This is a genomic window from Tropicibacter oceani, from assembly GCF_029958925.1.
Lineage (GTDB): Bacteria > Pseudomonadota > Alphaproteobacteria > Rhodobacterales > Rhodobacteraceae > Pacificoceanicola > Pacificoceanicola oceani.
Window position 1 is genome coordinate 1,116,728 of sequence record NZ_CP124616.1, and the last position, 11,764, is coordinate 1,128,491.

General features: G+C 63.8%; 13 protein-coding genes. 7 read left to right on the forward strand and 6 right to left on the reverse strand.

The features are described 5' to 3' along the window. Positions 1 to 144 precede the first annotated feature (144 nt). Both QF118_RS05365 and QF118_RS05370 read left to right on the forward strand, forming a co-directional pair. Positions 145 to 1,332, forward strand: coding sequence for an aminotransferase class I/II-fold pyridoxal phosphate-dependent enzyme (locus QF118_RS05365; protein ID WP_282301615.1), 1,188 nt, complete (start codon positions 145 to 147; stop codon positions 1,330 to 1,332). Positions 1,333 to 1,351: 19 nt separating this feature from the next. Then, complete coding sequence (locus tag QF118_RS05370) at positions 1,352 to 4,468, forward strand: DNA translocase FtsK (RefSeq protein ID WP_282301616.1); 3,117 nt, start codon at positions 1,352 to 1,354, stop codon at positions 4,466 to 4,468. A gap of 51 nt (positions 4,469 to 4,519) precedes the next feature. Here the strand turns inward: QF118_RS05370 and QF118_RS05375 are convergent, their stop codons facing one another. Then, complete coding sequence (locus QF118_RS05375) at positions 4,520 to 5,242, reverse strand: hypothetical protein (RefSeq protein ID WP_282301617.1); 723 nt, start codon at positions 5,240 to 5,242, stop codon at positions 4,520 to 4,522. A gap of 154 nt (positions 5,243 to 5,396) precedes the next feature. Here QF118_RS05375 and QF118_RS05380 point away from each other — a divergent pair, with 154 nt between their 5' ends. The 3 genes from QF118_RS05380 (at position 5,397) to QF118_RS05390 (ending at position 7,310) form a co-directional block, all read left to right on the forward strand. Continuing rightward, positions 5,397 to 5,987: a LolA family protein gene (locus QF118_RS05380; protein WP_282301618.1), complete on the forward strand. Its 591-nt coding sequence runs from the start codon at positions 5,397 to 5,399 to the stop codon at positions 5,985 to 5,987. Positions 5,988 to 6,102: 115 nt separating this feature from the next. After that, positions 6,103 to 6,861, forward strand: a complete 759-nt coding sequence (locus QF118_RS05385; RefSeq protein ID WP_282301619.1) for a helix-turn-helix domain-containing protein — start codon at positions 6,103 to 6,105, stop codon at positions 6,859 to 6,861. Between the two features lie 77 nt (positions 6,862 to 6,938). Beyond that, complete coding sequence (locus QF118_RS05390; RefSeq protein WP_282301620.1) at positions 6,939 to 7,310, forward strand: VOC family protein; 372 nt, start codon at positions 6,939 to 6,941, stop codon at positions 7,308 to 7,310. Positions 7,311 to 7,493: 183 nt separating this feature from the next. Here QF118_RS05390 and rplT read toward each other — a convergent pair whose 3' ends face one another. The 4 genes from rplT to pyk form a co-directional block, all read right to left on the reverse strand. After that, the gene (gene rplT, locus QF118_RS05395; protein WP_282301621.1) at positions 7,494 to 7,859 is read right to left on the reverse strand and encodes a 50S ribosomal protein L20; all 366 of its coding nucleotides are present in this window, start codon (positions 7,857 to 7,859) and stop codon (positions 7,494 to 7,496) included. Between the two features lie 15 nt (positions 7,860 to 7,874). Next, positions 7,875 to 8,075 (reverse strand): 50S ribosomal protein L35, encoded by a 201-nt coding sequence (gene rpmI, locus QF118_RS05400; protein WP_282301622.1) that lies wholly within the window; start codon positions 8,073 to 8,075, stop codon positions 7,875 to 7,877. Between the two features lie 125 nt (positions 8,076 to 8,200). Next, positions 8,201 to 8,422: a hypothetical protein gene (locus tag QF118_RS05405; RefSeq protein ID WP_282301623.1), complete on the reverse strand. Its 222-nt coding sequence runs from the start codon at positions 8,420 to 8,422 to the stop codon at positions 8,201 to 8,203. A 30-nt stretch (positions 8,423 to 8,452) separates the two neighbouring features. Then, positions 8,453 to 9,898, reverse strand: coding sequence for a pyruvate kinase (gene pyk / locus QF118_RS05410; protein ID WP_282301624.1), 1,446 nt, complete (start codon positions 9,896 to 9,898; stop codon positions 8,453 to 8,455). Positions 9,899 to 10,031: 133 nt separating this feature from the next. On the opposite strand from pyk, the gene QF118_RS05415 reads away from it, so the two are divergent. Both QF118_RS05415 and QF118_RS05420 read left to right on the forward strand, forming a co-directional pair. Beyond that, positions 10,032 to 10,769 (forward strand): N-formylglutamate amidohydrolase, encoded by a 738-nt coding sequence (locus QF118_RS05415; RefSeq protein WP_282301625.1) that lies wholly within the window; start codon positions 10,032 to 10,034, stop codon positions 10,767 to 10,769. 15 nt (positions 10,770 to 10,784) lie between these two features. Continuing rightward, positions 10,785 to 11,099, forward strand: a complete 315-nt coding sequence (locus QF118_RS05420) for a DUF1244 domain-containing protein (protein WP_282301626.1) — start codon at positions 10,785 to 10,787, stop codon at positions 11,097 to 11,099. A 63-nt stretch (positions 11,100 to 11,162) separates the two neighbouring features. Here QF118_RS05420 and QF118_RS05425 read toward each other — a convergent pair whose 3' ends face one another. Further along, positions 11,163 to 11,750, reverse strand: a complete 588-nt coding sequence (locus tag QF118_RS05425; protein ID WP_282301627.1) for a glutathione S-transferase family protein — start codon at positions 11,748 to 11,750, stop codon at positions 11,163 to 11,165. Positions 11,751 to 11,764 lie beyond the last annotated feature (14 nt).

The window sequence follows — 11,764 nt, forward strand, 5'->3', positions numbered from 1 at the left end:
CGCCGAAGCCGTTATGCGACATTCCCGCCACAAGCCCGGGGCATGGCCGCAAGATTCTGGACAGAACCCCCTCAAATTCCGTATCCTGCCAGAAAGCGGGGCGACAACGATCCCGCCGTCCGAGGCAGTAAAAAGCGAAATCCTATGTTCCCCGAGCGGTTCTCGAACCTACCGGCCTATGCGTTCCCGCGTTTGCGCGCCCTTTTGGACGTGCATGAACCGGGTGGGCCGGTGCGGCACATGTCGATTGGTGAACCCAAGCACCCGTTTCCTGCGTGGATCAGCCAGATCATCGCGGACAATGCCGCCGATTTCGGCCGCTATCCGCCGAACGAAGGCACGCCGGAACTGCGCGCCGCCATCGCGGGCTGGGTGCAGCGGCGCTTTGACGTCGCCCTTGACCCCGACACGCAGATCATGGCCGCGAACGGCACCCGAGAGGCCCTGTACAACGCCGGCATGGCGCTGTGCCCGGAAACCAAGGACGGCCAGCGTCCGGCGGTGCTGATGCCCAATCCGTTCTACCAGGTTTACATGATCTCGGCGATTTCGGTCGGGGCGCAGCCGGTCTTTGTGCCGGCGACGGGCGATACCGGGCATCTGCCCGATTATGCCGCCCTGCCCGAGGAAACGCTGAAGCGCGCCGCGCTGTGCTATATCTGTTCGCCCGCAAACCCGCAGGGCGTGATGGCCGACGATGCCTATTGGGAAACCTTGATCGACCTGGCCGAACGGTACGATTTCCAGATCCTGGCCGATGAATGCTATTCCGAGATCTACCGCGATGCGCCGCCGACCGGCGTGCTGACCGTGGCGCGCCGCATGGGCGCCGATCCTGAGCGGGTGGTGAGCTTTCATTCGCTGTCGAAACGATCCAGCGTGCCGGGGCTGCGATCCGGCTTTGTCGCGGGCGGGCCGGGCAGCATTGCGCGGATGAAGCAACTGCGCGCCTATTCCGGGGCGCCGATCCCGCTGCCGCTGCAGGCAGCCAGCGCCGCCCTTTGGCAGGACGAGGCGCATGTGGTGCAAAACCGCGCGCTGTACGTTGCGAAATACGAACTGGCTGACCGGATTTTCGGGAATGTCCCGGGCTACATGGCGCCGCGGGCGGGCATGTTCCTGTGGCTGCCTGTCGAAGATGGCGAAGCGGCCACCCTGAAGCTGTGGCAGCAAACCGGTGTTCGGGTCCTGCCCGGCGAATACCTGTCCAAGGACACGGCGCAGGGCAATCCCGGCAAGGGCTTTGTCAGGGTGGCGATCGTCGCCCCCCATGACGAAACCGAGGCCGGGCTGACGCTGATCCGGGACTGCCTGTATGGCGATAAAAAGTAAAAAGAAGACGAGGCGAGGCATGGCATCTTATCAGACACGGGGGCGCGACCCCTTGTTCGACACAAACACCGCGATGACGCTGGAAAAGCGTGGCCGCGAACTGTTGGGGATTGCCCTGGTGATCGTCGGGCTGATGGCTGCGGCGATGATCGCGTCATATACGCCCGAGGACCCGTCCTTCATGACGGCGACGGATGCGCCGGTGCAGAACTGGATGGGGCGGATCGGTGCGTCGATCGCGGCGCCGTTGTTCATGATCATCGGCTGGGGCAGCTGGGCCGTGGCGCTGACCTTTCTGGTCTGGGGCGGCCGTCTTGCGCTGCACCGCGAAGAAGTCGGAGCGCTGTCGCGTCTGATCTTTGCCCCGATCTGGATTGCCCTGTGTTCGGTCTATGCCTCGGGCCTGCACGAAAGCACCGGTTGGAGCCACAACTTTGGCCTTGGCGGGCTGTTCGGCGACATGATGATGGGCTCGCTTCTGAACCTTTTGCCGGTTGATCCGGGCCTTGGGCTGAAGCTGGTGCAGCTGCTGCTGGGCATCGTCATCGTGGTCTTTGGCGCCTTTGTGCTGGGCTTTACCCGGACCGAGATCAAAGGCCTGGCGCGGTTCCTGATGCTGGGCGTCGTGATGGCCTATGCCAGCCTGCTGGCCGTGCTGGGTCGCAGCGCCAATGGTGCCATGGGCGCCGCCTCGAAAATGCAAAGCGCCAATGCCGAGCGCCGCGCCCGCAAACAGGCCGAGGCCGCCGAGGCCGCAGAATGGGCCGCCGCGCAAAAGGCCGTGCCGATGCCCGCCGCGCCGCGCGTGCGCCGCCCCGAAACCGCCGTGGCCACGGGCCCGATGCCGTCCTTCCTGGAAGAGGTCGCGGACGCGCCGGAGCCGCCGGAAAAGACCAGTTTCCTGTCCCGGATGCCGGCGCTGATCAAGCGCGGCGAGGCGATGCCCGAACCCGAAATGGTCGAAACGGTTGTCGATCACGATGTCGATGCGCCGGGGGCCGACCGGGTCAAGGCAAAGATCGCCGATGTCATCCGGGCGCGCCGCCGCGACGATCCGATGGTCGCGACCAAGCCCGCGCATGACCCCAGCAAGCCGCTGACCAAGGGGCGCGGGCATGGTCCCCTGCCGCTGATCTTCAAACCCGCCCCGACCAGTGCGGGCCTGCCGCCCGAACCGCCCCTGACCGGCGCGGCGCGGGCCGCGATCCCGGCCGAGCCGCCGCTGACCGCCGCGGTTGCCAGAACCGTGGCCGCCGCAGGCGCGATCCCGCAAGCGCCTTCGGTTTCGGTTGCCCCGCGTGCCGACCCGCAAGCTCCGGCGGCGACCGCCGTGCCGCAGGCGCCCCAGCCCGCCGCCGCGCCGATGGTGGACGCCTATGCCGACATGCGCGACTTTGACGACTATGGCGACGACGACGTCCATATCTACGAGGACGACGAAGACGAGGCGATGATCCTTGACGATGCCGCCGCGCCCCAACCCGCTGCGCGCAGCGCCGTGCCGCCGATGCCCGAACCCAAGAAGGTCGTGCAGCAGCCGGTGCGCAAGCCGATCCAGCCGTCGAAACGCGCGCAGGCCGAGGCCCAGCCGCAGCTGAAGTTCGAGGAACGGCACAGCGATTACGAGCTGCCTCCGCTGGGCCTGTTGATGCCGCCCGACCAGATCGAACGCCACGTTCTGTCGGACGAGGCGCTTGAGGAAAACGCCCGCATGCTCGAATCGGTTCTGGATGATTACGGCGTGAAGGGCGAAATCGTTTCGGTCCGCCCCGGCCCCGTCGTCACCATGTACGAACTGGAGCCTGCGCCGGGTCTCAAGGCCAGCCGCGTGATCGGTCTGGCCGACGATATCGCGCGGTCCATGTCGGCGCTGTCGGCGCGCGTGTCCACCGTTCCGGGGCGCAGCGTGATCGGGATCGAACTGCCCAATGACAACCGCGAAATGGTGTCGTTCCGCGAAATCCTGGCTGGGCGCGATTACGGTGACGGCAAGCACGCCCTGCCGCTGGCGCTGGGCAAGGACATCGGCGGCGAACCCGTGGTGGCCAACCTGGCCAAGATGCCCCACCTTCTGATCGCGGGGACCACCGGCTCGGGTAAATCGGTGGCCATCAACACCATGATCCTGAGCCTGCTGTACAAGCTGTCGCCCGAGGAACTGCGCCTTGTGATGATCGACCCAAAGATGCTGGAACTGTCGGTCTATGACGGCATTCCGCACCTGTTGTCCCCCGTCGTGACCGACCCGAAAAAGGCGGTTGTCGCCCTGAAATGGGTCGTGGGGGAAATGGAAGACCGCTATCGCAAGATGTCCAAGATGGGCGTGCGCAACATCGACGGCTATAACAGCCGCGTCGCCGATGCGCTGAAAAAGGGCGAGATGTTCAGCCGCACGGTGCAGACCGGGTTTGACGACGAAACTGGCGAACCGGTGTTCGAGACAGATGAATTCGAGCCCAAGAAGATGCCTTATATCGTCGTGATCGTCGACGAGATGGCCGACCTGATGATGGTGGCGGGCAAGGAAATCGAAGCCTGCATCCAGCGTCTGGCGCAGATGGCGCGGGCCTCGGGGATTCACTTGGTCATGGCGACGCAGCGGCCTTCGGTCGATGTGATCACCGGCACGATCAAGGCGAACTTCCCCACCCGGATTTCGTTCCAGGTGACGTCCAAGATCGACAGCCGGACCATCCTGGGTGAAATGGGCGCCGAACAGCTGCTGGGCATGGGCGACATGCTGTACATGGCGGGTGGATCGAAAATCACCCGCTGCCACGGCCCCTTTGTCAGCGACGAAGAGGTCGAGGAGATCGTCAACCACCTCAAGGCCTTTGGTCCGCCGGAATATGTTTCGGGCGTGGTGCAGGGGCCGGACGACGAAAAGGCCGACAATATCGACGCGGTGCTGGGCCTGAACACCGGCGGCAACACCGGCGGCGAGGATGCGCTGTACGATCAGGCCGTTGCCATCGTCATCAAGGACCGCAAGTGTTCCACATCCTACATCCAGCGCAAGCTGGGCATCGGGTACAACAAGGCCGCGCGCCTTGTCGAACAGATGGAGGACGAGATGGTCGTCAGTTCGGCCAACCACGTCGGCAAGCGCGAAATCCTGGTGCCCGAACAGCAGTAAACCGGGACAGGACAGTGACATGGGGCGCGGCCGGGGCTGCGCCCCTTTTTGTCAGTGCGGTTTCTTGTAGCCCAGCATGATGACAAGGCGCGCAAGGTCCAGATCGCTGATGTCACCCGGATCAAGGGCGTAAAACCCGTTGCCCTTCATGTGCCAAGCGCCGTTGCGCCTGTGCCGCCGGATGGCCCGCGCCAGCCCTTGCAAGCCGCCCATCCACAGTGCGAGCCGGAACCGCAGTTTCAGCATCGGCGTCAGGCTGTCGTAGACCACCGGCGCCCGCGTAGGGGGCTGTGGCGGTCTGGGCGGCGGGATAGGGCCAAGCCGGGGCTTGGTGCCTTCGGTCCAGACCCAGACTTTGCCCTGTTTCCGCAGCAGCCCGCAATCTGCCAGCAGTTTGAACAGCGCCGCGCCCTCGGGGTCCGGGATCATTTCGGTGGGGTGGAATTTCAGCCCTTTGCGCCAGAACAGCCTTGCCTTGAACAAGGTGGCCACGGCACGCTGGTAATCCTGCGGGCCCAGCGCCAGCGCCCTGATCTGATCGGCGGGTTTCAGCAGCTTGTCCGCCTTGTTGGTGGGCAGCGAAAGGGCGTTTGGCGTCTTGCCAGCGGTGGCGGGCAGCAGCCCGAGCGCGATCAGCCAGTCATAGGTGTCTTGCGGATAGGACAGCAGGTTTTCGTACACCGCAAGCGGGGTGCCCGCGCGCGTGCAGTCCACCAACCGCTGCAACTGGTCCTCAAGCACCAGCGCGGTCAGGGTCTGTTGTGCTTTGGTCAAAGCCTCTACCATGGACTTTCGCTTGATGGTGCGGCAGGGCCATTCCCCTTGAAACGGGGAACCTTGCCGATGATATCTTGTTTACCTCCCGCGCTATCGCATAACCGGCGCGAAAATGCCAAGTAGGGGACATCCCGAGCAGGAAGGAAGCTTGATGATCCGTATTCTTATCGCTTTTGCCACGCTGATCACGCTGGCCATGCCCGCGCAGGCGCAGCAGTTGTCGTTGAACGAAATCTCGCGCTACCTGAACACGATTCAGGCGGCGCAAGGGGCGTTCACCCAGATCAACAGTGATGGCACCATTTCCACCGGGCAGATCGCGATCAAGCGCCCCGGCAAGGTGCGTTTTGACTATAACCCGCCGGAACGGGCGCTGGTGCTGGCCTCGGCCGGGTCGGTCTATATCCTGGATCGCAAGCTGAACGCCCAGCCGGAAACCTATCCGCTGAACCAGACGCCGCTGTCGATCATCCTGGATCGCAACGTGAACCTTGCGCAGGCGGGCATGGTCAAGAACCACAGCTATGACGGCACCGCGACCGTGGTGACGGCACAGGACCCCAAGCGCCCCGAGTATGGCAGTATCCAGCTGAAATTCACCGCCAACCCGGTGGAGTTGCGTCAGTGGATCATCACCGACGGCGACGGCAACCAGACGACGGTGGTTCTGGGCGGGCTGGAAAAGGCCAATCTTCCCAACTCGATGTTCTATATCGACCCGGAACTGGCCAAGCTGCGCTAGGCCGGTCCCCGGGGCGGTATTGCCCTGCCGAAAGGCGGGGCTCCGCCCCTGGCACGAGGGTTCCCAAGCGCTTCAAAAGCCCGTAGAAAAACGGCTTTGGACGGGATGGTGGGACATGAGCGGCAAGACGGATCTGTATGACCCGAAGGGCAACGGCAAGGACAAGGCCGTCGACGCCGTGCAGTTCGTCGAGGTCGAGCCGCCAAGCCATCTGCGCGGATTGGTGCACCGATTTCTGGAACTGAAGACGGAGCACGCGCTGCCGCAGGACTACCGGTTTCACGCCCTGCCCGATGCCTGTGCCTATATCGTCTTTGACCAGGACAACCGGGGCATCACCGGGGTGTCGAAACTGCGCGCCACGTCAGAAGAATTCAACCTTGGGCGCAGCTTTCACTTTGTGAACATCCGGTTTTTGCCCGGCGTCTGGCAGGACAGCCGCGAACCGATCTGCCATGGCGTCATCGACCAGCCGTATCAGGGCGATCTGCCATTGCTTGACGTGAACCGTCAGCTAGCGGGCCGTGCCTTTGCCGACCAGATGCCGATCCTGATCCGGCTGGTCGAATGGCTGGTCGACCAGAAATTCCTGGCGCCGAACCCGGTGACCGAAAAGATATTCCAGCACCTTGATGACATCGTGTCGGTGGCCGACATGGCCGAGGCCGCCGGGATATCGGCGCGACAGCTGCAGCGCACGCTGAAACGCACCACGGGCTTTGCGCCGCATGATTTCCTCAAGGTGCTGCGCCTGCAGCAGGCCCTGAACGGCAATGACACCTGGTCCTACGCGGATCAGTCCCACTTCATCCATTCCTTTCGAAAGGCCACGGGCTACACGCCGGGAAAATACACCCGCAAGTTCGATGTCTGAAATCTACAATACAGCGCGGCAGCGTCTTGTTAGGTCATGCACATAGCGACAGAACAAGGACGTTTGAAATGACCAGGATGAACGCAGTTGGATGGTTCGACATCTACGTGGACGATTTGAACCGGGCCGTGGAATTTTACCAAACCGTATTGGCGGTCAAGCTGGCGCCGATGGGCGATCCCACGGGCGAATCGCAGATGATGAGCTTTCCGGCCGACATGGGCGTCTATGGCGCGGCGGGTGCGCTGACCAAGTCGCCGCATGCCGGGCCGGGGCAGGGCGGAACCGTCATCTATTTCATGGCCGAGGATTGTGCCGTCGAAGAGGCGCGCGTTGCCAAGGCCGGAGGGGTCGTGATCAGGCCCAAGTTCTCGATCGGCGAATTCGGCTGGGTGAGCCTGTGCCAGGACACCGAAGGCAATTTGTTCGGTCTCAACTCTCTGAGCTAGGCACCGTTTTTTGCCGATATAGTCCGCTGACCAGTGATGCGGGGCGTTTGTTCAGACGGCGCGGGCGATCCTTTGGATTGCCCGCGTTGCGTTTGGCGCAGGCTTTTCGCCCGGACAGAGAAAACCCCGCCGCGGCGGGGCCGGGCGGGGTCGCTTGGGTGTTGCCACCCGATGTGATCAGCTTCAGGCTGCCAGTGCGCCTTTGGCCTGGGCGACGATCGCGCCAAAGGCTTCGGGTTCGTGCACGGCCAGATCGGCCAGAACCTTGCGGTCCACTTCGATCCCGGCCAGGTTCAGGCCGTTGATGAACTTGGAGTATGTCAGTGCCTCGTCATGGGCACGGACAGCCGCGTTGATCCGCTGGATCCACAGGGCGCGGAAGTTGCGCTTGCGGTTCTTGCGGTCACGGGTTGCGTACTGGTTCGCCTTGTCGACGGCCTGTGCGGCCACCTTGAAGGTGTTCTTGCGACGGCCATAGTAGCCTTTGGCTGCCTTGATGACTTTCTTGTGACGCGCGTGCGTAACGGTTCCGCCTTTAACTCGGGACATATCGGTAGCCTCCTATCAGCGGTCGTAGGGCATGTAGCCCTTGACGATCTTTGCGTCAGGGGCGGACAGAGCGGTGGTTCCGCGCGCATCGCGGATGAATTTCTTGTGGCGCTTGATCATGCCGTGGCGCTTGCCGGCCTGGCCTGCGATCACCTTGCCGGTGGCGCTGACCTTGAAGCGCTTTTTCGCGCTCGACTTCGTCTTCATCTTGGGCATTTCGTACTCCTTCTACAGCGCGCGACTCGGCATGCCACTTGGGCCGGACGCACGGTTGGAACGCGCCGTATAGGAGGCTGCGGCGCGTTTGGCAAGGGGGGTCGGACCGCGGAAAACACCGCCTGTCAGAGGAAATCGCCGATCACGTGATAAACCACGTCGGGGACGTCCTTGATCCGGTATCCGCCCTCTTTTTCATTGATGGCATAGACCATCAGCCCCCCGGCCAGAATCGCCATGATGGCGGCTACCCGCGGGGCGCGGCCATCGGACAACGCCGACACGATGGCGGGGATGGCCAGCACGGCCATGACCATGCCGACCACCAAAGTCGTATCGGGATCCATCCGATGCTCCTGTCAAAGGTTAACGACAGGTTACTCCGGATCGGTGCTATAGATCAAACGTTCGTCGCAGGGGGCGACACGCAGGATGTTGGTGCTGCCCGGCACGTTGAAGGGCACGCCCGCGGTCACGACGATCTGGTCGTTCTCGCCGGCATAGCCCTGCGCCCGTGCGGCCCGTGCGGCGTTGACCACTGCCTGCTTGAAGCGCTCAAGCTCGCCGGTCATGACGCAGTTGGTGCCCCAGTGCAGCGACAGCCGGCGCGCGGTGCCGCGCAGCGAGGTCATGGCGATGATCGGAACGCGCGGGCGTTCGCGTGCCACCAGCGCCGCCGTGGTCCCCGACGAGGTAAAGCAGCAGATCGTCTTGATGTTCGCGGTCTCGGCGATCTCGCGGGCGGCGGCAACGATGCCGTCGGCCACGGTGCTGCGCTTGGCATGGCGCGAGGCTTCGATGATCTCGCGGTAGGTTTCGTCGCTTTCGACCTCGATGGCGACGTTGTTCATCGTCGTCACAGCCTCGACCGGGTACTGACCGGCGGCGGATTCGGCCGACAGCATAATCGCATCGGTGCCTTCGTAGATGGCGGTGGCCACGTCCGACACCTCGGCGCGGGTCGGCATCGGCGATTCGATCATCGATTCCAGCATCTGGGTCGCCACGATGACCGGTTTGGCCGCCGAACGGCATTTGCGCACAAGGCGTTTCTGGATCGGCGGGACGTTCTGCACCGGCAGTTCCACGCCCAGATCGCCACGCGCCACCATGATGCCGTCGGACACCGCCAGGATATCGTCGAAGGCTTCGACGGCGGCGGGCTTTTCGATCTTGGACAGGATCGCGGCGCGGCCCTTGCACAGGGCGCGGGCCTCTTCGACGTCGGCGGGGCGCTGCACAAAGGACAGCGCCAGCCAGTCAACGCCAAGCGCACAGACGAATTCCAGATCCTTGCGGTCCTTTTCCGACAGGGCGGCCAGCGGCAGCACCACGTCGGGCACGTTCACGCCCTTGCGGTTGGAAATGGTGCCGCCGGTGACAACGGTGCAATTGGCGAAATCCTCGCCGCATTCCTCGACCCGCAGGCGGATCTTGCCATCGTTGACCAGCAGATGCGCGCCAACCTTGAGGGCGGCGAAAATCTCGGGGTGGGGCAGGTTCACGCGCTTGTGGGTGCCGGGGGCCGGGTCCAGGTCAAGACGGAAGGTCTCGCCCCATTCCAGCTCTTCCTCGCCCTTGGCGAATTCGCCGACGCGCAGCTTGGGCCCCTGAAGGTCAGCCAGGATCGCGATCGGGCTGTCCAGGTCCTTTTCGACCTGGCGGATGATGCTGTGCTTTTCGGCAATCTCTTCGTGTTTGCCGTGGCTCATGTTCAGGCGGAACACATCGGCGCCCGCCTCGTGCAGCGCACGGATCATTTCATAGGTCGAGCTGGCCGGCCCAAGCGTTGCGACGATCTTGACGTTACGGTCTCTTTTCATGTCGGGTCCTTTTGCCTCGGCGTGCTGCGCGGCGTGTCCAAGTTCGCGTTACCGCTAACACGCGCGGCCATTTCCCGCAATTCCCTTTGGCGCACAACTGGCATATCTGTTGCTTGGCCACTATGACGAGATCATGACATACACTCCCTATCACATCGACGGTGAAGACCGCGATAGCCCTTGGCTGATAACCTGCGACCACGCCGCCAACACGGTGCCGCCGGATCTGGGCGGCACGCTGGGCCTGCCCGATGCGGACATGGCGCGGCACATCGCCTATGACCCGGGCGCGGCGGGCGTTTCGCTGGCGCTGGGGCGGGCGCTGGGTGCGCCTGTGCTGCTGTCCAACTTTTCCCGCCTCGTGATCGACCCCAATCGCGGCGAGGACGATCCCACCTTGCTGATGAAGCTTTACGACGGCTCGGTCATACCGGCCAACCGCGATGCGGATGCCGCCGAAAAGGAACGCCGCCTGAATGCCTATTACCGGCCCTACCACGACGCCTATGCAAGGCTGGCGGGGCGGCGCAAGGACACGGTGATCGTCGCGGTGCATTCCTTCACCCGGCAATTGCGCGCGCGCCCGTCGCGGCCCTGGCACATCGGCATTCTGCATTCCTACGACAGGCGTCTGTCCGATCCGCTGATTGCCCTGCTCGAGGCAGAGCCCGACCTGACGGTTGGCCGCAACGAACCCTATTCCGGCCACCTGCCGGGCGACGCGATCGACCGCCACGCCCTGCACCATGGCCGCAACAACACCCTGATCGAATTGCGCAATGACCTGATCGACAGCCAGGCGGCGCAGGCCCACTGGGGCGAACGCCTTGCCCCGCTGCTGCAGCAGGCCCTGACCCAGGTTCCCGAGTAACACAGGAGAGACCCCATGGACGACCAGACCCGCCTCGAAATCGAAGCCGCCGCCTTTCGCCGGCTGCGCCAGCACCTGATGCAAGACCGCAAGGACGTGCAGAACATCGACCTGATGAACATGGCCGGCTTCTGCCGCAACTGCCTCAGCCGCTGGTATCAAGAGGCCGCAAACGAACGCGGCATCGAGATGTCCAAGGACGCCGCGCGCGAGATCTATTACGGCATGCCCTACGACGACTGGAAGGCGCAGAACCAGACCGAGGCGGACGCCGCGAAACAGGCCGCCTTCGAAAAGGCGTTCAAGGAAAACGTCACCGACAAATCCTGAACCGTCCCGGCTTCTTTGTGCCGAAAATATCCCGGGGGAGCGCGCAGCGCGGGGGCAGAGCCCCTATCGCGCCGCCGCTTTTACAAAGGCCGGGCGCGCGCGCAGGCGGGCGACATAGGCCTTGAAGGATTCGGGCCCCTTCGGAAAACCCGCGTTTTGCGCCCAGCCGCCGCAATGGCACAGGATGAAGTCCGGCACGCTGATGGTCTCGCCCATCAGGTAGGGGCCCTCGATCTCGGACATCAGCCGATCAAGGTTGCGGGCGTATTCCGCGCGGCAGGCGGGTTTGACCTCGGGCACCCGTTCTTCTTCGGGCAGGACAAAGCTGTGTTTGGCGGCGGTCCACAGCAGGCTTTCCAGATCGTCCAGAATGCGAAAGGTCAGGGCATCCTGACGCGCCCGCTCCGGGGTGCCGGCGGCTGCGGTGAACTGGCCGTGCTTGTCCGCAAGGTAGGTCAGGATGGCGGTGCTGTCGGGGATCACGTGATCGCCGTCCAGCAGGACCGGAACCTTGCCGATGGGGCTGACGCGCAGCACCTCCTCGGATTGCGGCCCGGCGGGGACATGGCCGTAATCCACCCCCAGTTCTTCCAGCATCCATAGCACGCGAAAGGCGCGGCTGCGCAGCGGACCGTACAGAGTATAGCCCATTGTCTTTCCTCCCG